This window comes from Bradyrhizobium sp. CCBAU 45394 (genome assembly GCF_028128655.1).
Classification (GTDB): Bacteria; Pseudomonadota; Alphaproteobacteria; order Rhizobiales; family Xanthobacteraceae; genus Bradyrhizobium; species Bradyrhizobium diazoefficiens.
Genome location: NZ_LBIX01000166.1, coordinates 158,991 through 180,527, shown reverse-complemented (window position 1 = coordinate 180,527; position 21,537 = coordinate 158,991). Strand labels below are relative to the sequence as shown.

Here is a 21,537-nt window from a genome sequence, read left to right as displayed (position 1 = left end):
TAAGACACTCGCAGGGGCAGACAGGAGACACCCGCCTAATCTGCTGCGTCTGTGGCAGCGAAAAAATCAATTAGACGATTCACAAATGTGCTTGCGAGAATCTTTAGGATCGGGAAAAATCGGCAATCCGGGGCTGGCTAGACCATTTGATCTCGGAATTATTGAAACCCGGACGGGGCCGCTGATGGCGAGTCGGCGGCCCTTGTCTATGTGGCAGGGCGGCTGCCAAGTTTTCCTGGTGCCCCGCGACCCCGTTGGCGACGTGCTCTATGGTACCGAACTCCTAGACCTATGCTATTGGCGGTCCACCGCAAAGATTGATACGTGACAGCGCCCGTGCCGAGCTCCTATTAAAGCCCCCATGACCACGCCGATCACGATCAAGAAGCACGAACGCGTCCCCGACACCGGCAGCTATAAGGTCCGCTTCGCGGACGGCCGTCCGAGCGTCTATTTCTACTGGGGCGACCTGCCCGGCCGGCGGCTTCGACCGGATCTGCTGACGCGCAACGAGGCCGAGGCCAAGGCCAAGGAACTGGCTCGCATCGAGCGCGACAAGCTCGCCGGCGCCAGCGCATGAAGCACGTCGAGACCCGCCACTTCGCAGATCCGCAAGTTGCCGCACGCAAGCTCCTCGAGCTCGCCGCCGGCGTCGAGCCCGTCAATGGGCGCATTCACATCGAGAAGATCAACGCGCCGTTCCTCTCCAGGAACGGCTGCAAGGCGACGGGCCCGGAGTTCGGCACCGGCATCCAGCATGCGGTCGAGAGAGGCTGGCTCGAGCTGCACGAGAGCGGAACCTTCGTGCGGCTTAATCAAGGCTGAGGTCCAATAAAAACGGCCCCAGCATACCCCTATGCTGGGACCGTTGGAGGTGCTTGGCGGTAGTGGGTCGCTAAGCATCCCTAGCTTAGGAAAAACTGGCAATCAGGTCTGTGCGCTTTCGTACACAAGCGGTATGGTTCCGCTCGGGAACGGAACTGATCGCAATGAAAGGCATGCAGGCTCAATTGGAAAAGCTCCGCACGGATGCTGCCGAGTGCGCCCTCATCCGTGACCTGGCGACCGCCCCGAAGAAACGAGAGCTTTTTACGAGGTTGGCTGATCACCTGACGACGCTCCAGCGCGCAAGGATGCTGGCAACCGGCGCCACCTCGATCTGCAAGCTGAACCTCTTGGTGTAGAGATTGATGAGCGCATCGTGACTTTCATCAGACGAGCTGCAGAGCGCGTCCTCAGCGAGGATAACACGGTAGCCGATATCGACCGCAGCCAGCACCGTTGCGAGCACACAGACATCGGTCTCACCGCCAGACACGATCAGCGTGTCCACCTGATGCTCATCCAGAAAGGCTTGCAGGCGCCTATTGGTGAATGCGCAGTAAGTCTGGCGGTCGATGACTGTGGCAGGCGGCACAAAGCGTGTCAGGGCCGGCATCAGCTCAAGCAACCCCGGATCGGCCTTGTCGCGTGTCACGCATTCCCATTTCTCATAATAGGCTTTCCAGACGCCGCGCGCCTCGGCCTTGTTACGGACCGGAATGAAGCGCGTGAAGACGGTACGTGGCGGCGCGTGCGCAATCAGCCTGACCGCCTCGGGTAGCGCACGCTCCAACCAGGGCGTTGCCCACGGGGCATACGGTGCGAACAACCTTTGCATGTCGATGCAGAGATGGACGGCGTGAGGACCGGGGGGTGCGAGCAGTTGCCCGATGACTAGCCCGATCTTCCCTGACGACCAAATCCCGTCAGCCGCCTTATGACGCGCTCCAGCGCGACTCCGATCGCCAGACCCGCAAGTACATCACTTGCCCAGTGAGCCAGCAGGAACACGCGCGTCGACACCAGAACGGCGCCGAGGCCCCACGCGAGATTGCGCTTGGCGGGCGACAGGACCGCGGCGGCGGATGCGAGGGCACCGACATGCACGGCATGCCCCGAGGGGAACGCATCCAGCGCGCGGCCGGAGAGTGGGATGCCATGCAGATGGCCGCGCACGGTGCGCCGGTCCGGCCGCACCTGGTCAAAATGCGTTTTTAGAAGATGTGGCAACAGGACAGAGGCGAGCGTCGTCAGCAGCACATGATCGCTTGCGTGCCGCTGCGGCAGTGGTTTGGCGCGACACCAGAGCCACCATCCGACGGCAACCGCGGTCAGAATATGCTCATCCGCTCCCCAGGTCAGCGCGCCCGAAATCCGCTCCGGCAGCGGACGGGTGTGTCGCGCAATCGCACGCGCAAGTTCGATATCGGCGGACAAAGGATGTACTCGTATCGTCATCGACTGCCTTCTCTCGCAGATGTCCTTATGCCCTGCAGCAATCTCCGTAAAAGAGTGATTGGAAAGCAGAGCAAGTCGACCTGGTCTTTCAATCAACCGCCTCGAAAACCGTTCCCGGCGAGGAACTGTGCGCCGGACGGACGCGTTGGATGCGAGGGACAGATCAATGGAGGAGAGAGCCATGGGCTTTGGACGAGGCGCATTGTTGTGGTTGCTGGGCATACCGTTGCCGATCATTCTGCTGCTCGCGATCTTCTGGCACCATTAAACCAGCGGCACAGGTCAGGCGAGCCTGTCGGCCAAAGGACTGTCAAAGTGCCCTGAGCAGCCCTGATGTAATATTCATGCGATGCTGGCCGGCTCGACAGCCTATGCCATTGGCGAAGGCCGCAGATGCCCCGTTGGCCTCGCCCGCAAACCGCGGCAGGCCATGGCGTTTTATTCGGTGCTTGCCCTCTCGGTCGGCCTCGGTGTGGCGCTCAATTTCACGCCAATTGATCCGATCAAGACGCTTTACTGGAGTGCGGTCATTAACGGGGTGCTAGCAGCACCGGTAATGACCGTTTTAATGCTGCTTGTCAGACGGCGTGACGTGATGGGCAAGCTCGTGGTCGAAGGCTGGCTGTATTGGCTCGGCTGGGCGTCGACGGCGGCGATGGCTCTTTGCATCGTCGGCATGGCGGTCAGCATGCTGGTACCAAGATCGTCCTAGAAACGGCGATCAAGGAGGAAATGGTGGACTACGCGCTGCGCTTTCTGATTGGCGGCTTGGTCGTTTCCCTGTTTGCGGTCATAGGCGACGTGCTGCGGCCCAAGAGCTTCGCGGGATTGTTTGGCGCCGCGCCCTCCGTAGCTCTAGCAACGCTCGGCCTCGCCTTCTAAAAACATGGCGGCGACTATGTTGCGATCGAAGGCCGCTCGATGATGCTCGGTTCGATCGCGCTCGCGGCTTACAGCGTTGCTGTTTGTCAGTTGCTGATACGGGCCGAATGGTCGGCGCTCAAGGCCACCCTCGCCGCTTTCGCGATCTGGCTTGTGGCCGCGATAGGCCTCAAGCAATTTTTGATAGGCTGACCACTATGGTTGTCCACTTCAAGTTCTCCGCACTCAAGCAGGGACGACTTTACGAATATGTCGTGCGTTTTGCATTGGGCGGGTTGGCAACCGTGGTGGCTGGCCTTGTCGCGGACGGGGCAGGGCCGGAGGCCGGCGGGCTGATGCTGGCCTTTCCAGCGATCTTCTGTGCCAGTGCGACCTTGATCGAGAAGCATGAGCGTGAGCGCAAGGAGAAAAACGGCCTGCGCGGGCAGCGACGCGGAAAGGCTGCCGCCGCACTTGATGCCGCCGGGGCCGGATGGGGAAGTCTGGGCCTTGCCTGCTTCGCGCTCTTCATCTGGCACGGACGCGCTTTACAGCCCGCGCTCTGCCTCGCAGCGGGTTCGCTCGTCTGGTTCGCGGTCGCCGTCCTCATGTGGCGCCTACGGCGCGAACTACGTTTCGGAAGTCCCTCCTAAAATTTAAGAGTCGTCCGCAAGCCGAACACGGAAGCATTCTCGAGTGGCGTTCCGGCTAGAGGTCCTGAAGGGTTCGTTGCTCCTCCACCGGGGTGAATAATGTACTGAAAATTGGGCTGCAGCGTCCAGCCATCCCTGATCTGGTACTGATAGACGGCGGTTAGAAGGCCTTCGCTCACAGGTTATTCGGCGGCCCAACTGCTGGGCCTAACAATTTTCGAGGAGACGCATCCGGAAGATGTGTCGGAGGATCGCCGTCAATTCCAGCGCCAGCTCGCGGGCGAGTTCGAGCGCTGCAGCATCGAAAAGCGCATTGCCCGCAAGGATGGCGGCCATATCTGGGCCCAGGTGACGTCGTCGAGCGTCCGCGATGCTGACGGGCGCTTTCTTTATGCGGTTCGCGTTCAGCACGACATCACCAATCGCAAGCGAGCTGAGAGGCACTATCCCGTCGCATGGAAGAACACGCAGCGCTGTTTGCCTTTTCGGAGCGATTGCAGCATTGCACCTCGCCCACCGATTGTTACGAGGCCGCCCTTAACCCGCGCTAAGGGCGAGACCCTTATCCGACAGGCAGACAAGCTGCTCTGCGAATCGTGGAATGAGAGGATGTGGGCCGACGGAGGACCGATCGACCCATCGCCGACTGTCGACCAGGGCATCAACGGCGGTTACGCCTGGCTTGAGATCGAGTGCTCGCGGTGCAAGACCCGGCGAGACGTCGACCTGGCGGCGCTGCGCCATCCACCGACCACATTCGTCCATGACCTGGCCAGCCGCCTCCGCTGCAGCAAATGTGGCAAGGCAGGTCGCCGGCCCTCAGCTACCCTTCTGCAGCTGGCATCGCGCTCCCGCCAGGCCGCACCGGAGATCTGATTGTGTGCAATCTCTATTCGATGACCAAAAACGTAGATGCGATCCGCCGGTTGTTCGGGGCGCTGAACAGCCGCGTCGGAAACCTGCCGTCGATGCCGGGCATTTTCCCCGACTACCCGGCGCCGATCGTGCGCAACGGGGCCGAGGGGCGCGAGCTTGTCATGGCACGCTGGGGCATGCCGTCTTCGGCAAAAGCAATCATGGACGCAACCAAGAGGCGCGCGGAGAAGCTCGAGGCCAAGGGCAAGACCGTAGACTTCAAACAGCTGCTCCGGCTGGAGCCGGACAGCGGCACGACCAACATCCGCAACACAAGAAGCAGCCACTGGAAGCGCTGGCTCGAGCCAGACCACCGCTGTCTAGTGCCCCTCACGTCGTTCTCCGAGTACGACACGATCGACGGCAAGAAGGTGCCGGTGTGGTTCGCCCTCGATGAGTCTCGCCCGCTCGTCGCTTTCGCCGGCATCTGGACAAACTGGACCTGTGTGCGAAAGGCAAAGGAAGGCGAGGTCACAGCCGACCTCTTTGGGTTCCTTACCTGCGATCCGAACGCTGAGGTAAAGCGCGTCCATCCCAAAGCGATGCCCGTGGTCTTAACGACGGCGGAGGAGTACGACGTCTGGATGGGCGCGCCCTGGGACGAGGCAAAGGTGCTGCAGCGGCCGCTGCTGGACGGCGCGTTGAAGATCATCGCGACGGGCGAGAAGGAAGATCCCGCTGCGGCCGCATAGTGTTGTGCGCAGGAAGGTGGAACACGTGGACAAGCTACATTGCCCGCGATTTCGAATCCCTGCCCTGTGCTAACCGGCCGGAACGGCGGCGGGAGACGAGGATTCGTCCCGGTGGAGCGAATTCGATGCTGATGTTCAAGGATAGGTGGCCTGCGGTCCGGACGCTGCGAGGTTGGGCCATCTCGGTGCTCAACGATGCCGGCGCCATTAGGGAATGCGAGGAGCACGGGTGGTTGCAGGATCGCGCCGATCCCCATGCGCGCGACCGCGCGTTCGATATCGTCCGCCGGGATCCACCGGCCGGCGTTTCGCCGGAGGCGGCCACGGTCGCGATCGCAGAGGTCTTGGAGTCTATCGGCGACACCTGTCCGGAGTGTCCGCCCGAGGATCTGGTCTAACGGCTGCGACGACTCGACTGCGGACCTGGATAATCCGCGCATGGACCCATCCGATCCGGAGCAAAACGTCTCGACGGCGCCCCATCGCAAGATCATCCATATCGACATGGATGCGTTCTATGCATCCGTGGAACAGCGCGATAATTCGGACCTGTGCGGCAAGCCGGTCGCGGTGGGCGGCTCGGCGGAGCGGGGCGTCGTAGCCGCCGCGAGCTACGAAGCCCGCAAATTCGCCGTTCGCTCCGCGATGCCGTCGGTGACCGCGAAGCGACAATGTCCTGAGCTGATCTTCGTCAAGCCACGCTTCGAGGTCTACAAGGCGATCAGCCGACAGATTCGCGATATCTTCGCCGAGCACACGCCGATCATCGAACCCTTGTCGCTCGACGAGGCCTATCTTGACGTTACCGAAAATCTTCAAGACATCCCGCTCGCCAGGGACATCGCTTTGCGCATTCGTGAAAAGATCAAGGCCGAGACCGGCCTCAACGCTTCGGCTCGCGCTCGTCCTGGGCCTCGATGAGGGCTACACCGCGATTAAAGCGACGAATCTCGGATACGTGACTCCGCGCTGCCTCCTGCGTTCTGACGAGCAGCTGTCGCGTCTCGTCGCCAAGACCGCTCATAGCCTCCCGCGGGTAGGCGCCGAGCAGGTGGGCCCGGCTCGTGCTGCGGAGTTGGAGGTGGAAACTTTCGCGGTATTTGGTGACGCTTTCGCAGTTATTGCTCGACCGTCCACCACCATTTGCGAGACGCATTTCGAAAGGGTACCGCGAATGTAATACGGTATAATTTAACTTACCCGCGATTTCGAGCGGTTAGCGGGGCGGCACATCTGACGTAGTGGTTCTATTTCCCGCTTGATGCTGCGTCAGGCAGGCGAGAGATCCGGGAGATCGTTGAATCGGCCACAAATAGTGAAATTTTCGCGCTAACCAGAAGCGTTCTATCCCGTAAAAACTTTCTGTCGAGGTAAAGACTTTCTGTCGATGTAGAAACTATATTGTCTCTCGATACGCAGATGATCTTGTCGGAAGCTTAGACGGGCCGCGGCAACTGGCCAATCACAACTCGTTTGACTAGGATGCCGGCCTCCCCTCCACGTCGATGCGAGATCCTTCCGTGGCCAAAACAAAAACCGTGTCCAAAAAATCCGGCAATATCTTCATCGGCGTCGGCGGCTGGACATTCGAGCCATGGCGCGGCGTGTTCTATCCGGAGAAGCTGACGCAGGCGAAAGAGCTGTCCTACGCGGCCTCGAAGCTGACCTCGATCGAGATCAACGGCACCTATTACGGCTCGCAGAAGCCGGAGAGCTTTCGCAAATGGGCCAGCGAAGTGCCTGAAGGTTTCGTGTTCTCGGTGAAGGGGCCGCGCTTCGCCACCAATCGCCGCGTGCTGGCCGAAGCCGGCGATTCCATCAAGCGCTTCTATGATTCCGGCGTGCTGGAACTCGGCGACCATCTCGGGCCGGTGCTGTGGCAGTTCGCGCCGACCAAGAAGTTCGACGGCGCCGATTTCGGCAAGTTCCTGGAGCTGCTGCCGCGCAAGCTCGACGGGCGCGCGCTGCGCCACGTGGTCGAGGTCCGCCACGACAGTTTCTGCACGCCCGACTTCGTCGCGCTGATCCGCGAATTCGAGACGCCGGTGGTGTTCGCCGAGCACGGCAAATATCCCGCCATCGCCGACGTTGCCGGCGATTTCGTCTACGCGCGGCTGCAGAAGGGCAATGACGAGATCAAGACCTGCTATCCGCCGAAGCAGCTCGATGCCTGGGCCCAGCGCTTCAAGGACTGGGCCGAAGGAAGCGAACCGGACGATCTGCCGAAGGTCGACAAGGCAAAGCCGAAGAAGGAGCCGCGCGACGTGTTCGCCTACGTCATCCACGAAGGCAAGGTGCGCGCACCGCACGGCGCCATGGAACTGATCGCGCGAGTGAGTTGAGGATTGTTCATGGCAAAGGCGAAGAAGCTCTTCACCATCGGCTATGAGCAGACGCCGCCCAAGGCCGTGCTCGACGAGCTGGAGCACGCCGGCGTCAAGCTCGTGGTCGACGTGCGCGCGGTGACGTCGTCGCGCCGGCCGGGTTTTTCCAAGAAGCAGTTGTCCGCCGGGCTCGACGAGCGCGGCATCGCCTATGTCCATCTCGCCGCGCTCGGCACGCCGAAGGAGGGGCGCCTTGCCGCTCGCAGCGGCCAGTACGACGCGCTGGAGAGGATTTATTCAAGGCACCTGAAGACGCCGCAGGCGAAGGAAGAGATGGACGAGCTCTCGGCCCTGGTGAAGAAGGCAGGCCCGGTGTGCCTGCTCTGCTACGAGCGCGACCACACCCACTGTCACCGCCAGATGATCGCGGAGATCATCGAGGAGCGCGATGGGGTGACGGTGAGGAATTTGGCGGGGCGGCAGATTTAGCTGCGCTGTCATTCCGGGGCGCGAAAAAGTCGCGAGCCCGGAATCCATCGGGCCGCAGAGCTAGTGGAGGAATGGATTCCGGGTTCGCGCTGCGCGCGCCCCGGAATGACGGGTTGATGGACCTACCCCTCCCCCTCCAGCCCAAACGTCCCCTCCATCATCTGCACACAGCTGCCGCCGACATGAGCGGACGTGATCTTGCCGTCCTGCTTGCGCACGCGCGTCAGGAGCAGGCTCGGACGGCCCATGTCGAACCCCTGGCCGATGGTGAGCTTCAACTCGCCATCGCGCGCGGGATCGAGATCGGCGAACAGCGCGGCGGCGGCGACCGTGGCACTGCCGGTGGCGGGGTCCTCGATCAGGCCGCTGGCGCCGGGGAAGAACATCCGCGCCTGCCGCTCGCATGGCGCTTCCGCCGCCGGCACGTCGCGCGTGTAGAAATAGACCGAGAAGGCGCCATCGCGCGGCAACATCCGGCTGAACGCCGCAGCATCAGGCTTGGCCCGCCGCACAGCCTCACGCGACCCCACTTCCGCCACCACGAAGGGCGTTCCAACGCCGACGACCTGCGGGGCATGGCGATCGATCTTGATATCCTCCGCGGTCAGGGAGATGCAGGCCGCGACCTCTTCGGCGGAACATGTCGCGAGGCGGGCCAGCGGCTGCGGCGCGGTCAGCTCGGTGCTGACCACCCTGCCCTGCTCCCGTACGATCTCGACCGGCACGAGCCCCGCCTTCTCCTCGAACAGCAGGCGCGGCTTGGGCTCCCTTGCGATCGTCGCCAGCACGAAGGCGGTGCCGACATTGGGGTGACCGGCAAAGGGCAGCTCCCGCACCGGCGTGAAGATGCGCACCTCCGCATCGTTCGCCTTGTCGCGCGGCGGCAGCACGAAGGTCGTCTCGGAATAGTTGAACTCGGTCGCGATCGCCTGCATCTGCGTCGTCGACAAGCCGCCGGCATCGAGCACCACGGCGAGCTGGTTGCCGCCGAAGGCGCGGTCGGTGAACACGTCGACGGTGATGTAGCGGCGCTGCATCTTTGCTTTCCTCATGCAAATCGCAGCCGCGGGTCGGCTGCATCGTGCAGCAGTCTACAAGCCGGCGACATCGTCCGTCATGCCCCAAAATTCGGAGCAATCGGAGCAATCGCGACCGAACGTGTCAGAAGCGGAAGAGCTGATACGGCGATGCCAGCACTTGCGCACGCTCGCTCTGATCAGTGATCAGCGTATCGAGAAACTGCCGGTTCTTTTCGTAAGCCTGCGACGCCTCGAACTGCGTGTGCGGCCAGTCGCTGCCCCACAACAGGCGATCGAGGCCGTAAGCTTTGCGCAGCAGCGGATAGGCTTGCTTCGCAAAGCTCTCGCCGGCCGCGCCATTGCGATACGGCGCCGAGATCTTGACCCAGACGTTTCGCGTTGCGCCGAGCTTCAGCACGGACTGGAAGCCGGGATCGTCGACACCGAGCTTTGGATCGGGCAGCGCGTAGTGATCGAGCACGACTGCAACGCCGAGATCCAGAAGCTGCGGCGCAAGCGCGGCGAGATCGGCCGCGTTGCGCTGGATTTCGACCTGCCAGCCCATCACTTTCACGCTCGCGAGCAACGTCTTCCATTCGCCGGCAGCGAGATCGGGCAAGGGCTGGCCGACGAGATTGAGGCGAATGCCGACGATGCCGGCGCGATCGAGCATGCGCAGCTCGTCCGCGCTAACAGCGGGATCGACGACGGCGATGCCGCGCAGGCGGCCGCCCGCCTCTTTCAGGCATGCAACCAGATAGGAATTGTCGGTGCCGAGAAAGCTCGGCTGCACCAGCACGCCATTGGACATGCCGTTGCGGTCGAGCTGCTCCAGATAGAGCGACAGCGGCGCGTCGTAGTCCGGCGCGTAGCGGCGGCTAGGTGCGAGCTTGAGGCCGCGGTGAAAGACATGGGCGTGGGTATCGATCGTCGGCAAGGCCGCCTCACTGCTGGCTGTGGTCGCGGCCAGCGTCACGAGCGATGCGAGGCCCGCGCCAAACTGGCGGCGCGTCAGGCCGCGCTGGGACAATGTCATGGTGGCTCCTCCCCATCCCGCGTCAGGCGCGCGTCGCGGCGGTCTGTTCAAAGACCTTGCCGCGGGTTTCGGGCAGCAGCAGCACCGCGATCAGCACCAGCGAATAGGCGAAGGCCGCATCGATGCCGATCGCAGGTCCAAGCCCGATATGATCGCTGAGGAAGCCGACCAGGAACGGGAACGCGGCGGAGACGATCCGGCCGAAATTGTAGCAGAAGCCGACGCCGGTGCCGCGCACGCCGGCCGGATAGAGCTCGCTGAACAGCGCCGCCATGCTGGCGGGGATGCCGGCGGAGAAGAAGCCGAGCGGGAAGCCGAGCACCAGCATCTGCCCATCGGTCAGCGGCGCGAAGATGTAGATCAGCACGGTGACGATGCAGGCGCTGGCGAAGAACGCGACGTTGACCCGGCGACCGATGCGGTCGCTGATGATGCCGCTCGCCACGCAGCCGCAGAAGAAGGCGACGATGATGACGGCGAGATAGCCGCTGGAGCCCAGCACCGACAGATGCCGCACCTCGCGCAGGTAAGTCGGCAGGAAGGTGGTGAGCGCCGCGTAGCCGCCATGGGCGCCGATGCCGAACAGGCCGCCGATCAGCGTCGCGCGCAACACGTCGCGATGGAAGATGCCCGAGAGCGTCGCGAAGAACGGCGTCTTTTCGCTGGCGATGGCGCGCGGCGGCTCCTTCAATCCGCGGCGGATGAAGATGATGAGGAGCGCGGGCAACAGCCCGAGCGCGAACAGCAGCCGCCAGGCGATGTCTGCGGGCGCATAGGTGAAGACCAGCGCCGACAGCAGCACGGCTGCGCCCCAGCCCACGGCCCAGGCGCTCTGCACCGAGCCGAGCGCCTTGCCGCGATGCTCGGCGCGGATGATCTCGGCCATCAGCACCGCGCCGCAGGCCCATTCGGCGCCGAAGCCGAGGCCCTGGACCGCTTTCAGGATCAGGAGCTGGGTGTAGGTCATCGCGAATGCGCAGGCGAAGGTCGCGAGTGCGAAGGTCGCAACCGTGATCTGAAGCGCCTTGACGCGGCCGAAGCGGTCGCCGAGCGCACCGCCGAGCCAGCCGCCGAACGCGCCGAAGAACAGCGTGACCGAGCCGAGCAGGCCGGCATCGGCCTTGCTGATGCCGAACGCCGCGATCAGCGCGGGGATGGCAAGGCCGAACATCTGGACGTCGAGCGCATCCAGCGCCCAGCCGCCAAAGCTTGCCCAGAACGTGCGCCGCTCCAGCGGCGAGCTTTCGCTGTACCAGTTCGACATTTTTCCTACCCCTGTACTCGTTTATTGCTTGGTGTCGTTGAAGAGCCGCTTCACCTGATCTCGGCGTGGTAGCGGAAGCGGTTGGCCGGCCCGCGCGAACGGCGCCATTCGATCGGCCGCCGTTCGAGGTCGAGCGCGAGACGCTCGATGACAATCAGAGGCGCATGCGCCTCGAGCCGCAGCAGGCGTGCCTGCATCTCGTTGGCGGTCTCGACCGTCAGGATTTCCTCGGCGGAAACCACGACCTCGCCGCAGCGCTCCTCGTAGAGCGGATACAGGAGGTCGCCGAACTCGGCGGTGTCGATGTCGAGGATCGGCGCGAAGCGCGATTGCTGCAGCCAGATCTCTTCGGCGAGCAGCGGGACGTCGTCGATCAGGCGCAGGCGCGACAGGCTGATCACGGGCTCGCCGACCGGGATGCGGAGTGCGGATGCGACCGCCGATGTCGCCAGCACGCTCTTGCGCCGGATGATGCGGCTCTTCGGCACGCGCCGCTCGCCGCTCTCCGACTGGAAGCGAAAGAAGCGGAACAGCGAGGAGTTGAAGCGCGCGCGGCGCACGAAGGTGCCGCGGCCCTGCTGGCGCTCCAGCACGGCATCCGCGACGAGCTGGTCGATCGCCTTGCGCACGGTGCCGATGGCAACGCCGTAATGCGCAGCCAACTCGGCTTCCGACGGGATCGGCTCGCCCGGCCGCCATTCATTGCGGTTGATCCGCGCGGCGAGGTCGTCGCGCAGGCGCTGGTAGCGTGGCAGGCGGTCGTCGAGCGGCGCTGAATTCATGTAGTCATATAGATGACTATATGATGAAGGAGTCAAGCACTACGAAAATACCGCCGGCGGAAGGGCCGCCATGGATGACGCGAAGCCGGGCTGGCGGACTTCACCAGCCCGGGTTCGTCTGCTGTGATCGTCAGTTCATCGTCGTCGTATTGGGCAGGCAAGGCGGTTGCTTGTAGGGCGCAGAGGCATAGGCGCCCACCGCCGGAGCCCTGACGCAGTCCGTCGTCACGTGGGTTGCGGCGCGCCGAGAAGCGGCGTCGCGGGCGGCAGCGGCCTGGGTTTGGTAGACGGCGGCGGCGATCAGGACGGCCGCAACAACGGACAATCTGGTCATTGGTTTTCTCCGCATGACAAACGGAAACCGATGCTTCGGCTTCCAGAGTGCAGGAACGGAGAACGCGGCGCGATATTTCATCACGCGCCTTCAACGAAACGCGAGCGGTCTACCCGAGCTGAAACACCGCCACCTTCTGCTCGTAGCCGCGCACCTCGACTTCGCCGAGCGCGACAGCATCCTCGCCGTCATCGCCGAGCGCCTCGCGCACGGACGCCGAGATCAGCAGCTGCGAGCCGAACTCCTTGTTCAGCGCCTCCAGCCGCGAGGCAAAGTTCACGGTGTCGCCGATCACCGTGTACTCCTTGCGCCGGGGCGAACCGATATTGCCGGCGACGACCTCGCCGAAATGGATGCCGATGCCGATCCGCAGCGGCCAGCTCGTCTCCGCATTGATGCGGTCCATCGCGGCCAGCATCTCGCGGCCCGCGGCGACCGCGCGGTGCGCGGCGTCGGAGGCCTCCAGCGGCGCGCCGAACAGCGCGAGGAAGCCGTCGCCGAGAAACTTGTTCACGATGCCGCCCTGGCGGTCGAGGATGTCGACCAGCACCGCGAAGGCGCCATCGAGCCGGTCGACCACCTCCTGCGGGGTGCGCGACTGCGCCCCGGCGGTGAAGCCGCGGAAATCGACGAACATCACCGCGACGCGGCGGAGGTCGCCGGCCGCGCTCGTCCCCTCCGCCATCAGCCGCTCCACCACCTGCGGCGAGACGTGCTGGCCGAACAGATTGGTGACCCGGTCGCGCGCGGTGGCAGCCGCGATGCTCGCGGCAAATTGCCGCCGCAGCTGCGCACCGACGGAGCCGGCGAGCACGCCGCAGATCAGGATGACCGTGCTGCGCACGGCGTGGAAGTAGATCAGGGGTTCGCCCGCGTCGCTGGCCGAATTGTAATGCAGCGCGACGGCCAGGAGTTCGGCTCCAGCCACGAATCCCGTGAAGGTCGACAGCCAGAAATCGAGCCGCAGCGTCGAAAGAATGATGAAGATGAAATAGACCAGCGGCAGCACGAAACCGAGCGCCTGGCTCGCACCCATGCTTCGGATCTGCAGGATCAGGATGATCGTCGGCAGCGACGTTTCGATAAAGGCGCCGACGTAGCGCCTGATCACCGGCAGGTCGCGATCGAGCTTGAGGTTTCGCCTGATCTGGCTGTGGATCCAGACTTCGAAGAGGATGAAACCTCCCAAGAGAATATATTCGCGGACGAGGCCCTCCGTCCCGCGCCAGACCCGGTTCACCAGAGCGGGGTCGATCAGGAAGGTTGAGGTGAGGAACAAGATCATGACGCAGCCGGTGATGATCAGTGTCCGCACCCGCAACAGCTCGGTGCGCAGCACTTCCCGCGTCAGCTCGCGCTCGAAGTCCTCCGACAAGGCGGCGTGTTGCCGCGCTTTCCTGCTCGTAAACTTGACCATTCCATCCCCCAGTCATTCCGGGGCACGCGCAGCGTGAACCCGGAATCTCGAGATTCCGGGTTCGCACTTCGTAGGCCCCGGAATGACTCTCAAGGACTAGTTTGCCTCAATCTAGCGTACGGCGGAAGCGCGTCACGGCGATGGTCATAGCGATCAGCATCAGGGCCGCCAGCGCCAGCGCGTCGAACCGCAGATTCTGCATGCTCGCCCCCTTCAGCATGATGGCGCGGACGATGCGCAAATAATGGGTCAGCGGCAAGGCCTCGCCGACATATTGCGCCCAGGCCGGCATGCCGGCGAACGGGAACATGAAGCCGGACAGCAGAATGCTCGGCAGGAAGAACATCATCGACATCTGCATGGCCTGGAGCTGGTTCTGCACGACGGTCGAGATCGTGTAGCCGATCGACAGGTTGGTGGTGATGAACAGCGTCGAGAGCAGCGCGAGCAGGAACAGATTGCCAAGCACGGGCACGCCGAACAGGCCGACGCCGATGCTGATGATCAGGAAGGCCTGGACGAAGCCGACCAGTACGTAAGGGATGATCTTGCCGAACATCACCTCGACCGGCTTGATCGGCATCGACAGCAGACTCTCCATGGTGCCGCGCTCGACCTCGCGCGTGACCGAGAGCGCGGTGAAGATCAGCATGGTCATGGTGAGGATGGTGCCGACGAGACCCGGCACGATGTTGAGGCTCGACGCTGCGGCCGGATTGTAGCGCGCATGCGCCCGGATCTCGAACGGCATCTCCGGGGGATTGCCGATATAGAGATCGTGCTTGAGCGCGGTCTGCACGACCATGCCGAGCGAGCCGATCGCCGAGCTCGCCGCGACCGGATCGGTGGCGTCGGCCGCGACCAGCAGCGCCGGCTTGTCGCCGCGCCGCACCGCCCGTTCGAATCCGCGCGGGATCTCGACGCCGAACAGGACCTTGCCCGATTTCAGCAGATTGTCGAAATCGTCGACGTCGTGCACCTCGTAGATGAAACGGAAATAGGCGGTGTTCTCCAGCGCCTTCAGGATCGAGCGGGTGAGATCGGAGTCCTCCTGGAGCAGCACGGCACTCGGCAGATGGTGCGGCGTGGTGTTGATGGCATAGCCGAACAGCATGAGCTGCATCACCGGCAGCATCACGATCATCGCGAACGAGACGCGATCGCGCCTCAGCTGGATGAACTCCTTGATCAGCATCGCATAGGAGCGTCGCAGGAAGCCGAAGCGCTCGCGGATTTCGCGTGCGGGAGCCGGATGATCGACGGTGCTCATTGGAAATTGTCCTTGGAGCGGCTCATCAGTTCGATGAACACGTCTTCGAGCGAAGGATGCGAGCTCTGCCAGTGCAGGCCGCTCTTCTCGCGCCACGGCGCGATGCTGGCTTCGAGCGCGGCGACGTCGCGCCCCGAGACGTGCAACGAGGTGCCGAACGGTGCCACCATGTCGATTCCGGGCTTGCCGGTGAGCTCGGCGGTGAGCCCGTTCAAATCCTCACCCGTCACGGTGTAGGTCGTCAGCGCGGATTTCGCGATCACCTCCTCCACCGTGCCGTGCGCGAGCAGATGGCCGTAGGCGATGTAGGCGATCTCGTGGCAGCGCTCGGCTTCGTCCATGTAGTGGGTGGACACCAGCACGGTGAGGCCGTCGGCGGCGAGTGCGTGGATCTCGTTCCAGAAATCGCGCCGTGCCTTGGGATCGACGCCGGCGGTCGGCTCGTCCAGCAGCAGCAATTGCGGATTGGGCAGCGTGCAGGCACCTAACGCCAGCCGCTGCTTCCAGCCGCCGGAGAGTTCGCCAGCGAGCTGCTCCTCGCGCCCCGAGAGCCCGAGCCGCTTGACCATATCACGCGCCGCGTCGCGTGGATCGACAAGGCCATAGAGCCGTGCCACGAATTCGAGGTTCTCGCGCACCGAGAGGTCCTGGTACAGGCTGAAGCGCTGGGTCATGTAGCCGACCTGGCGCTTGATCTTTTCGGCATCGCGCCGGATGTCGTAGCCGAGGCACGTCCCCTCGCCGCTGTCGGGCGTGAGCAGGCCGCAGAGGATGCGGATGGTGGTGGTCTTGCCCGAGCCGTTGGGACCGAGGAAGCCGTAGATCGAGCCGCGCTTCACCTGCATCGACAGATCGTGCACGACCTCGCGGCCGCCGAACGACTTCGTCAGGCCCTTGACGTCGATTGCGATCTCGTTGCCGCCGTTCATCGCTTGTCCGCCACCGGGGTTTTTGGATTGAGATAGACGTCGATCGGCTGCCCGACGCGCAAGGCATCGGGGCGCGAGGGCCGCGCCTGGATCAGGTAGACGAGCTTGTTGCGCTCATCGAGGCTGTAGATCACCGGCGGGGTGTATTCGGCCGAGGTCGCGATGAAATAGATCTTTGCGGTCAGGTCGGCCGCGCAATTGTCGCAGCCGATTCGCACCGTGTCGCCGATCGCAAGCTTGGGCAGCTCGGTCTCCGGCACGAAGAAGCGCAGCTTCATGTTGCCGGGCGGCATGATCGAGAGCACCGGCCGCTGCGCCGCCACCATCTCACCCTCGCGGAAATAGATCTGCTGGATGGTGCCGGCGACCGGCGCAAAGCCCCTGCGCCGCGCCATCCGCGTCTCCGACGTCGCCACCCGCGCTTCCGCCACGCGGAGGGCGGAGACGGCGGAATCGAGATTGGCCTGCGTGCCCGAACCGGTCTTGTTCAGCGAGGCCGCACGGTCATAGGTCTGCTGCGCGTTGGCCAGCGTCGCCTTGTTCTGGTTGAGATCGGCAAGCTGGAGATCGTCGTCGACGGAATAGAGGGCGTCGCCGACCTTGACCTCGTCACCCTCGCGGATGTTCAGCTTCGTCACGCGGCCGGCTTCGTCCGGGCTGACGAAGATCATGTCGGCCTCGACCCAGCCCTGGAAGCCGGGATCGCGCTTCTCCTTGCAAGCCGCCAGCGCGGTTGCGAAAAGGACGGCCAATGCAAATCTGAAAATTGCTTGCAGCGACCAAAGCTGTCGATCCCTCACCCTGAGGAGCTGCGAAGCAGCGTCTCGAAGGGCGAAGGGCCACAGCCGGGCCTGCATCCTTCGAGACGCGCGTTCCGCGCTCCTCAGGATGAGGTGAGAGATGGTTTGCGACGACCTCATGTCGTCCTCCGTTCGCCAAAAATCAAATCGAGATGGACGCGCAGCATGTCCCGCGCGTCGAGCGGCGCGTGGCGCTCAAACAGGCTTTGCCAGATCACCGCGATCATCGCAGGCGCGATCAGGATCTGCGGATAGCGCGCAAGCTCCTTCTCGCGGATCTCGCCGCGGGCGATGCCGAGCTCGATCAGCGCGCGCATGGCGGCAACGCCGCGCGAGACCACCTCGCGGTAGTAGAAGTCGGCGACGGAGGGAAAGCGCGGCCCCTCCGCCACGATCAGGCGCACGAGATCACCGCGCCTGGTGCCGATCACCTCCTTGAGGAAGTTGCCGGCGAAGGCTTCGATGAGGTCGCGCACCGAGCCCACCGGCGGCGGCAACGTCGTCAGCCGCGCCACCACAGGCACGATCACGACGCGCACCAGCTCCTCGAACATCGATTCCTTGTCCTTGAAGTGCAGGTAGATCGTGCCCTTGGCGACGCCGGCACGTCTGGCGATGTCGTCGAGCCGCGTCGCGGCAAAGCCGCGCGCAATGAACTCCTCCATCGCCGCCTCCACGATCGCCGCACGCCGCTCCGCCGCGCGGGTGGCACGGTTCGAGGCGGGCGCGGCTTCGAGCATTTGGCAGCCAGCCTGGGCTGCAGATGCCGCGGCGGCTTTGGTGGGCTTCTTCGTCATAGTCAATTTATGACTGACTAGTCAGTCATAGTCAATTGCTGACGCCAAAAGGAGCGCGGCCGAATTAAATTAGCATTGACTAATGAATTAGCTCTCACTAATTTATCGCCATGATCGAAGCCGCCCCAAACCCCGTCACCACCGTGATGCGCGCCCTCGCCGATCCGACCCGCCGCGCCGTGTTCGAACGCGTCTTCGAGAGCAAGGAGATCAGCGTCGCCGAGCTGACGCGCGGCAGTGGCGTGACGCAAGGCGCGATCTCGCAACACCTGAAGTCGCTGAAGCAGGCCGGCCTCGTGGCCGAGCGCGCGGAGGGCCGCAACGTCTACTACCGCGCCGCGCCGCAAGGACTCGAGCCGCTGGTGACCTGGATGGATCATTACGGCGTCTTCTGGCGCGAGCGCTTCCAGAACCTGCGTGACCTCTTGAAGGAGATCGATCCGTGAGTGCTGCCGAGTTGAAAGCCGAGACCAAAGACATCGTCATCGACGAGGTGTTCCCTCACGTGCCGGAGACGATCTGGAAGGCGTTGACCAGCGCCCAGCTGATCGCGCGCTGGCTGATGCCGCCGACCGGTTTTGAAGCCGTCGAAGGCAAGGCCTTCACGTTCCAGACCACTCCGGGCGGCAACTGGGACGGCGTCATCCATTGCCGGGTTCTGGAGGTCGTGCCGAACCGGCGCCTCGTCTACGCCTGGAAGGGCGGCGATGAGCGCAACACCGGCTACGGCGCGCCGCTCGACACTGTCGTGACGTGGTCCCTCACCCCGGTCGAAGCCGGCACGCGGATCCGCCTGGTTCATGCCGGCTTCGTCCTGCCCAGAAACGAGTCGGCCTACACGGTGATGAGTGGCGGCTGGAAGAAGGTCGTCCGCCAGCTTGACGAGATCAGTGGCGAGTAAGGAGTTATCGCGATGGACAAGCCCTATACAGGCGGCTGCGCCTGCGGCACGATCCGTTATTCGATTGTCGGTGAGCCCATATTCAGCAATCACTGCCAGTGCCGGGACTGCCAGCGGGAAAGCGGAAGCGGCCACGGCTCCTACGCGACCTTCGCGCGCGCCGGCGTCACCGTAACCGGCGAGGCGAAGCACTGGGACATCGTCGGCGACAGCGGCAACGTGAAGACGCGCGGCTTCTGCGCCCGGTGCGGCTTGCCGGTTTACCTGACCTTTGCGGCAATGCCCGACATCTTCACCATCCGCGCCGCAAGCCTCGACGAGCCCGCCCGCTACAAGCCGCAGGTGGTGACTTACGCCGCGCGCGGCCATCAATGGGATCGTCTCGATCCGGACTTGCCGAAATTCGAAGGCATGCCGCCGGGGTAGGCAGCGAGAGAGCGACGTCCCTTTGATACGAAAAGCATCGCCGCAAACTCGGTGCACCTCTCCCGCTTGCGGGGGAGGGAGCGCACCTCCTTCGCGGCAACGGCTCGTTTCACAACGCACTAGCCAAAATCCAGCACCATGCGGCCTTCGATCTTGCCGGCCTTCATCCGGTCGAAGACGTCGTTGATCTCAGCGAGCGGCACCTTCGTCACTTCGGCCTTGACCTTGCCATCGGCGGCGAATGCGATGGCTTCGTCGAGATCGCGGCGGGTGCCGACGATGGAGCCGCGCACGGTGATCCGTTTGAGCACGACGTCGAAGATCGGCGTCGGGAATTCGCCCGGCGGCAGACCGACGAGGCTGACGGTGCCCTTCCGGCGCACCATCTTCAGCGCCTGGGCGAACGCGGCGATCGAGACCGCCGTCACCAGCACGCCGTGCGCCCCTCCCCCGGTTACCGCCAGGACCTTGTCCACGGCATCGGCCGCGAGCGCGTTGACGGCGAGGTCGGCGCCGGTCTCGCGCGCGAGCTCGAGCTTGTCGTCGGCGATATCGACGGCCGCGACCTTGAGGCCCATCGCCTTGGCATACTGGATCGCGACATGGCCGAGCCCGCCGACGCCCGAGATCACGACCCACTCGCCGGGCTTTGCCTCCGTCTCCTTCAAGCCCTTGTAGGTGGTGACGCCCGCGCACAGGATCGGCGCGATGCCCGCAAAATCGATCGTCGCCGGCAGTTTGGCGGCGAAGGCAGCCGAGGCGATGACATATTCGGCAAAGCCCCCGTTCACGCTGTAGCCGGTGTTGTGCTGGTGCTCGCACAGCGTCTCCCAGCCGGTCTCGCAATATTCACAGGACATGCAGGCATCGTGCAGCCAGGCGACGCCGACGGCATCGCCCACCTTCAGATTTTTCACGCCGGATCCGAGCGCGGCGACGATGCCGGCAACCTCATGGCCCGGGATGAAAGGCGGAACCGGCTTCACCGGCCAGTCGCCGGAGGCTGCGTGCAAATCGGTATGGCAGACGCCGCACGCCTTGACCTTGACCAGAACCTCGCCGGGTCCGGGCTGCGGCACCGGCACGTCCTCGATCACGAGCGGCTTGCCGAATTGTCTGACGATTGCGGCTTTCATGGTCGGCATCTGTCTGCTCCGTTTGAATGACGGAGGCAAACTAGCGGCACCGGGCGGCGCCCCCTTGATTGGAGTCAAACCGCACAAAGTTTACGCAAGACTCGCGCGATCGTGACATCACGATGACGACGCGGCGCAACGTGCGGATCGCGTCAGCTATGGAACTTCAGCCCGTCGACGATCTTGTCGATCACCTTGCGCTCGGCGCGCATTGCGATCCCGACGAGATTGAGGTCCGCGCGTGCCACCGCCTTTACCGCTTCGCGATTGGCGGCATCGTGCGTGGTCTTGAACATGTCCTCGGTATAGACGGCCGGCACCACGTTTCCGGTGAGCGCACGGTCGAGCGCGCGCGACAGTGCCGGACCCTCGGCGCCGTAGATCAGGATCGGCTGGCCGATCAGCGCGTGATATGTCGTGCCCGAGGCGTCCTCATAGGGTTCACCGATGCATTCCGGAAAGGCGGCGGCGATGCCGCTGGTGAGGAAAGCCGCGACGTTGAGCTTCTGCCAGGCCTGGAGATCGCTGCGGATCACCACGGCGATCTTGGTATCGAACTGCATCGTCATTCCGGGATGCGCCGTCAGGCGCAGACCCGGAATCTGGAGATTATCGCACGAGATTCCGGGTTCGTCGCTGCGCGACGCCCCGGAATGACGGAGGAGAATTCAACCCTTCGCGTCGCAGGCCCAGGCGCGGATCACGCATTCCTTGCCGCCGTATTTGTAGCATTCGCGCGTGGCGGCGTTGAGCGAGGCGGAGATCTTCGGCTGGACGGCATAGCCATAGGCACCGCAAGGATTGGACAGATCGACGGACATCGCCGCGCAGGCGCGCTTCATCGTCACCGTCGTGCAGTCGCCCTTGCACTGCTTCTGCGCCGCGGCGCGGGCTTCGTGCTCGGCGCCGTAATCGAAAGCCTGGCCATAGGCACCGCACTTGCCGACCGCAAACGCGCCGGCGGCGCGTGCATCCGTGATGTGGCGAGCGCCCGCGACACAAACAGACAACGCAAAGAAAAACATCGCGCAACGGCGCGCGACGACATTCGAAGCCATGGAAAAAACCCCTCCCCCCAAGGCAGGTGGAAGGAACTCTAAGCGCGGGACCGTTTCCAGATGGTGAACGAGTGGTTGAAAAGCCTGACGGACGCACGAGCGACCTCATACATCTTTTAGTTGTATTTGTGAAGCGCATCATTTAAAGTAGTTG

The 21,537-nt window shown here is 63.7% G+C and carries 28 protein-coding genes and 5 pseudogenes; 17 read left to right on the top strand and 16 right to left on the bottom strand.

The features are described from left to right. From WN73_RS23985 to WN73_RS23970, 4 genes are all read left to right on the top strand, one after another. The coding region (locus WN73_RS23985) for a hypothetical protein (protein ID WP_271555118.1) at nt 1-328 on the top strand (328 nt) is incomplete at its 5' end. Nucleotides 329-361: 33 nt separating this feature from the next. Beyond that, nucleotides 362-580 carry a hypothetical protein gene (locus WN73_RS23980; RefSeq protein WP_038967816.1) on the top strand — a complete coding sequence of 73 codons (219 nt, stop codon included), beginning with the start codon at nt 362-364 and terminating at the stop codon, nt 578-580. Then, a complete protein-coding gene (locus tag WN73_RS23975; protein ID WP_038967815.1) occupies nt 577-825 on the top strand; it encodes a hypothetical protein in 249 nt (82 codons plus the stop codon). The genes WN73_RS23980 and WN73_RS23975 overlap by 4 nt, the downstream gene beginning before the upstream one ends. A 164-nt stretch (nt 826-989) precedes the next feature. Continuing rightward, a complete protein-coding gene (locus WN73_RS23970) occupies nt 990-1,184 on the top strand; it encodes a hypothetical protein (protein WP_074076792.1) in 195 nt (64 codons plus the stop codon). Here the strand turns inward: WN73_RS23970 and WN73_RS23965 are convergent. After that, the gene (locus tag WN73_RS23965; RefSeq protein ID WP_074076791.1) at nt 1,106-1,714 is read right to left on the bottom strand and encodes a cysteine hydrolase; all 609 of its coding nucleotides are present in this window, start codon (nt 1,712-1,714) and stop codon (nt 1,106-1,108) included. The two genes, WN73_RS23970 and WN73_RS23965, sit on opposite strands and share 79 nt — an antisense overlap. A 2-nt stretch (nt 1,715-1,716) precedes the next feature. Continuing rightward, nucleotides 1,717-2,259 (bottom strand): phosphatase PAP2 family protein, encoded by a 543-nt coding sequence (locus tag WN73_RS23960; RefSeq protein ID WP_211434525.1) that lies wholly within the window; start codon nt 2,257-2,259, stop codon nt 1,717-1,719. Nucleotides 2,260-2,629: 370 nt separating this feature from the next. On the opposite strand from WN73_RS23960, the pseudogene WN73_RS23955 reads away from it, so the two are divergent. The 3 genes and pseudogenes from WN73_RS23955 to WN73_RS23945 all read left to right on the top strand — a co-directional run. Continuing rightward, nucleotides 2,630-2,992 (top strand): annotated as a pseudogene (locus WN73_RS23955) (divalent metal cation transporter); the annotation flags it as partial. Between the two features lie 20 nt (nt 2,993-3,012). Beyond that, nucleotides 3,013-3,354 (top strand): annotated as a pseudogene (locus WN73_RS23950) (DUF3147 family protein). 5 nt (nt 3,355-3,359) lie between these two features. After that, entirely contained in the window at nt 3,360-3,794 is a 435-nt protein-coding gene (locus tag WN73_RS23945; protein ID WP_011090440.1) for a DUF3147 family protein, read from the top strand. Here the strand turns inward: WN73_RS23945 and WN73_RS23940 are convergent. Next, nucleotides 3,791-3,973 carry a carbohydrate porin gene (locus WN73_RS23940; protein ID WP_082901065.1) on the bottom strand — a complete coding sequence of 61 codons (183 nt, stop codon included), beginning with the start codon at nt 3,971-3,973 and terminating at the stop codon, nt 3,791-3,793. The genes WN73_RS23945 and WN73_RS23940 overlap by 4 nt on opposite strands. Before the next feature lie 19 nt (nt 3,974-3,992). On the opposite strand from WN73_RS23940, the pseudogene WN73_RS23935 reads away from it, so the two are divergent. The 7 genes and pseudogenes from WN73_RS23935 to WN73_RS23905 form a co-directional block, all read left to right on the top strand. Continuing rightward, nucleotides 3,993-4,175: pseudogene (locus tag WN73_RS23935) on the top strand (PAS domain S-box protein); the annotation flags it as partial. 162 nt (nt 4,176-4,337) lie between these two features. Then, a pseudogene (locus WN73_RS23930) lies at nt 4,338-4,670 on the top strand (hypothetical protein); the annotation flags it as partial. A 2-nt stretch (nt 4,671-4,672) separates the two neighbouring features. Next, nucleotides 4,673-5,401 (top strand): SOS response-associated peptidase, encoded by a 729-nt coding sequence (locus WN73_RS23925; RefSeq protein ID WP_028173431.1) that lies wholly within the window; start codon nt 4,673-4,675, stop codon nt 5,399-5,401. A gap of 125 nt (nt 5,402-5,526) precedes the next feature. Beyond that, nucleotides 5,527-5,799, top strand: coding sequence for a hypothetical protein (locus WN73_RS23920; RefSeq protein ID WP_028173430.1), 273 nt, complete (start codon nt 5,527-5,529; stop codon nt 5,797-5,799). 40 nt (nt 5,800-5,839) lie between these two features. Beyond that, a pseudogene (locus WN73_RS23915) lies at nt 5,840-6,298 on the top strand (DNA polymerase IV); the annotation flags it as partial. Between the two features lie 608 nt (nt 6,299-6,906). Continuing rightward, the gene (locus tag WN73_RS23910) at nt 6,907-7,743 is read left to right on the top strand and encodes a DUF72 domain-containing protein (protein ID WP_011088387.1); all 837 of its coding nucleotides are present in this window, start codon (nt 6,907-6,909) and stop codon (nt 7,741-7,743) included. A gap of 9 nt (nt 7,744-7,752) precedes the next feature. Continuing rightward, a complete protein-coding gene (locus tag WN73_RS23905; protein ID WP_028173427.1) occupies nt 7,753-8,214 on the top strand; it encodes a DUF488 domain-containing protein in 462 nt (153 codons plus the stop codon). A gap of 122 nt (nt 8,215-8,336) precedes the next feature. Here the strand turns inward: WN73_RS23905 and WN73_RS23900 are convergent, their stop codons facing one another. The 10 genes from WN73_RS23900 to WN73_RS23855 all read right to left on the bottom strand — a co-directional run bounded on the left by WN73_RS23900 (nt 8,337) and on the right by WN73_RS23855 (nt 17,862). After that, complete coding sequence (locus tag WN73_RS23900; RefSeq protein WP_028173426.1) at nt 8,337-9,251, bottom strand: PhzF family phenazine biosynthesis protein; 915 nt, start codon at nt 9,249-9,251, stop codon at nt 8,337-8,339. Nucleotides 9,252-9,375: 124 nt separating this feature from the next. Continuing rightward, on the bottom strand, nt 9,376-10,269 hold the full coding sequence (locus tag WN73_RS23895; RefSeq protein ID WP_271555114.1) for an amidohydrolase family protein: 894 nt from the start codon (nt 10,267-10,269) through the stop codon (nt 9,376-9,378). A 22-nt stretch (nt 10,270-10,291) separates the two neighbouring features. Further along, nucleotides 10,292-11,533 (bottom strand): MFS transporter, encoded by a 1,242-nt coding sequence (locus WN73_RS23890; protein WP_028173424.1) that lies wholly within the window; start codon nt 11,531-11,533, stop codon nt 10,292-10,294. Between the two features lie 50 nt (nt 11,534-11,583). Continuing rightward, nucleotides 11,584-12,315, bottom strand: coding sequence for a GntR family transcriptional regulator (locus tag WN73_RS23885; protein WP_028173423.1), 732 nt, complete (start codon nt 12,313-12,315; stop codon nt 11,584-11,586). Nucleotides 12,316-12,445: 130 nt separating this feature from the next. Beyond that, the gene (locus WN73_RS23880) at nt 12,446-12,730 is read right to left on the bottom strand and encodes a hypothetical protein (protein WP_231166533.1); all 285 of its coding nucleotides are present in this window, start codon (nt 12,728-12,730) and stop codon (nt 12,446-12,448) included. Between the two features lie 28 nt (nt 12,731-12,758). After that, nucleotides 12,759-14,066, bottom strand: a complete 1,308-nt coding sequence (locus WN73_RS23875; RefSeq protein ID WP_028173421.1) for an adenylate/guanylate cyclase domain-containing protein — start codon at nt 14,064-14,066, stop codon at nt 12,759-12,761. Between the two features lie 106 nt (nt 14,067-14,172). Then, nucleotides 14,173-15,336 carry an ABC transporter permease gene (locus WN73_RS23870; protein WP_028173420.1) on the bottom strand — a complete coding sequence of 388 codons (1,164 nt, stop codon included), beginning with the start codon at nt 15,334-15,336 and terminating at the stop codon, nt 14,173-14,175. Beyond that, nucleotides 15,333-16,265, bottom strand: a complete 933-nt coding sequence (locus tag WN73_RS23865) for an ABC transporter ATP-binding protein (RefSeq protein WP_028173419.1) — start codon at nt 16,263-16,265, stop codon at nt 15,333-15,335. Before WN73_RS23865 ends, WN73_RS23870 begins: the two co-directional genes overlap by 4 nt. Beyond that, on the bottom strand, nt 16,262-17,185 hold the full coding sequence (locus WN73_RS23860) for an efflux RND transporter periplasmic adaptor subunit (protein ID WP_231166534.1): 924 nt from the start codon (nt 17,183-17,185) through the stop codon (nt 16,262-16,264). The genes WN73_RS23865 and WN73_RS23860 overlap by 4 nt, the downstream gene beginning before the upstream one ends. Further along, on the bottom strand, nt 17,182-17,862 hold the full coding sequence (locus WN73_RS23855; protein WP_271555112.1) for a TetR/AcrR family transcriptional regulator: 681 nt from the start codon (nt 17,860-17,862) through the stop codon (nt 17,182-17,184). The genes WN73_RS23860 and WN73_RS23855 overlap by 4 nt, the downstream gene beginning before the upstream one ends. A gap of 110 nt (nt 17,863-17,972) precedes the next feature. Here WN73_RS23855 and WN73_RS23850 point away from each other — a divergent pair, with 110 nt between their 5' ends. Genes WN73_RS23850 through WN73_RS23840 form a run of 3 tightly spaced genes read left to right on the top strand, consistent with a single transcriptional unit; the run spans nt 17,973 to nt 19,189 of the window. Further along, entirely contained in the window at nt 17,973-18,308 is a 336-nt protein-coding gene (locus WN73_RS23850; protein WP_011088398.1) for an ArsR/SmtB family transcription factor, read from the top strand. Further along, the gene (locus WN73_RS23845; protein ID WP_028173416.1) at nt 18,305-18,763 is read left to right on the top strand and encodes an SRPBCC family protein; all 459 of its coding nucleotides are present in this window, start codon (nt 18,305-18,307) and stop codon (nt 18,761-18,763) included. The genes WN73_RS23850 and WN73_RS23845 overlap by 4 nt, the downstream gene beginning before the upstream one ends. A gap of 12 nt (nt 18,764-18,775) precedes the next feature. Then, nucleotides 18,776-19,189, top strand: coding sequence for a GFA family protein (locus WN73_RS23840; protein WP_028173415.1), 414 nt, complete (start codon nt 18,776-18,778; stop codon nt 19,187-19,189). 119 nt (nt 19,190-19,308) lie between these two features. On the opposite strand, the gene adhP is transcribed toward WN73_RS23840, so the two are convergent. The 3 genes from adhP to WN73_RS23825 form a co-directional block, all read right to left on the bottom strand. Next, on the bottom strand, nt 19,309-20,334 hold the full coding sequence (adhP, locus tag WN73_RS23835) for an alcohol dehydrogenase AdhP (protein ID WP_028173414.1): 1,026 nt from the start codon (nt 20,332-20,334) through the stop codon (nt 19,309-19,311). Between the two features lie 143 nt (nt 20,335-20,477). After that, the gene (locus tag WN73_RS23830; RefSeq protein WP_028173413.1) at nt 20,478-20,888 is read right to left on the bottom strand and encodes a DUF2000 family protein; all 411 of its coding nucleotides are present in this window, start codon (nt 20,886-20,888) and stop codon (nt 20,478-20,480) included. A gap of 105 nt (nt 20,889-20,993) precedes the next feature. Continuing rightward, nucleotides 20,994-21,383 (bottom strand): DUF4189 domain-containing protein, encoded by a 390-nt coding sequence (locus WN73_RS23825; protein ID WP_271555110.1) that lies wholly within the window; start codon nt 21,381-21,383, stop codon nt 20,994-20,996. Between the last annotated feature and the right edge of the window lie 154 nt (nt 21,384-21,537).

Bases quoted from the DNA above. Each gene is read 5' to 3' on its own strand.
- WN73_RS23980 (WP_038967816.1), top strand. From the start codon at position 362: ATGACCACGCCGATCACGATCAAGAAGCACGAACGCGTCCCCGACACC.
- WN73_RS23975 (WP_038967815.1), top strand. From the start codon at position 577: ATGAAGCACGTCGAGACCCGCCACTTCGCAGATCCGCAAGTTGCCGCA.
- WN73_RS23970 (WP_074076792.1), top strand. From the start codon at position 990: ATGAAAGGCATGCAGGCTCAATTGGAAAAGCTCCGCACGGATGCTGCC.
- WN73_RS23945 (WP_011090440.1), top strand. From the start codon at position 3,360: ATGGTTGTCCACTTCAAGTTCTCCGCACTCAAGCAGGGACGACTTTAC.
- WN73_RS23920 (WP_028173430.1), top strand. From the start codon at position 5,527: ATGCTGATGTTCAAGGATAGGTGGCCTGCGGTCCGGACGCTGCGAGGT.
- WN73_RS23910 (WP_011088387.1), top strand. From the start codon at position 6,907: ATGCGAGATCCTTCCGTGGCCAAAACAAAAACCGTGTCCAAAAAATCC.
- WN73_RS23905 (WP_028173427.1), top strand. From the start codon at position 7,753: ATGGCAAAGGCGAAGAAGCTCTTCACCATCGGCTATGAGCAGACGCCG.
- WN73_RS23900 (WP_028173426.1), bottom strand. From the start codon at position 9,251: ATGCAGCGCCGCTACATCACCGTCGACGTGTTCACCGACCGCGCCTTC.
- WN73_RS23895 (WP_271555114.1), bottom strand. From the start codon at position 10,269: ATGACATTGTCCCAGCGCGGCCTGACGCGCCGCCAGTTTGGCGCGGGC.
- WN73_RS23890 (WP_028173424.1), bottom strand. From the start codon at position 11,533: ATGTCGAACTGGTACAGCGAAAGCTCGCCGCTGGAGCGGCGCACGTTC.
- WN73_RS23885 (WP_028173423.1), bottom strand. From the start codon at position 12,315: ATGAATTCAGCGCCGCTCGACGACCGCCTGCCACGCTACCAGCGCCTG.
- WN73_RS23880 (WP_231166533.1), bottom strand. From the start codon at position 12,730: ATGAAATATCGCGCCGCGTTCTCCGTTCCTGCACTCTGGAAGCCGAAG.
- WN73_RS23875 (WP_028173421.1), bottom strand. From the start codon at position 14,066: ATGGTCAAGTTTACGAGCAGGAAAGCGCGGCAACACGCCGCCTTGTCG.
- WN73_RS23870 (WP_028173420.1), bottom strand. From the start codon at position 15,336: ATGAGCACCGTCGATCATCCGGCTCCCGCACGCGAAATCCGCGAGCGC.
- WN73_RS23865 (WP_028173419.1), bottom strand. From the start codon at position 16,265: ATGAACGGCGGCAACGAGATCGCAATCGACGTCAAGGGCCTGACGAAG.
- WN73_RS23860 (WP_231166534.1), bottom strand. From the start codon at position 17,185: ATGAGGTCGTCGCAAACCATCTCTCACCTCATCCTGAGGAGCGCGGAA.
- WN73_RS23855 (WP_271555112.1), bottom strand. From the start codon at position 17,862: ATGACGAAGAAGCCCACCAAAGCCGCCGCGGCATCTGCAGCCCAGGCT.
- WN73_RS23850 (WP_011088398.1), top strand. From the start codon at position 17,973: ATGATCGAAGCCGCCCCAAACCCCGTCACCACCGTGATGCGCGCCCTC.
- WN73_RS23840 (WP_028173415.1), top strand. From the start codon at position 18,776: ATGGACAAGCCCTATACAGGCGGCTGCGCCTGCGGCACGATCCGTTAT.
- adhP (WP_028173414.1), bottom strand. From the start codon at position 20,334: ATGCCGACCATGAAAGCCGCAATCGTCAGACAATTCGGCAAGCCGCTC.
- WN73_RS23830 (WP_028173413.1), bottom strand. From the start codon at position 20,888: ATGCAGTTCGATACCAAGATCGCCGTGGTGATCCGCAGCGATCTCCAG.
- WN73_RS23825 (WP_271555110.1), bottom strand. From the start codon at position 21,383: ATGGCTTCGAATGTCGTCGCGCGCCGTTGCGCGATGTTTTTCTTTGCG.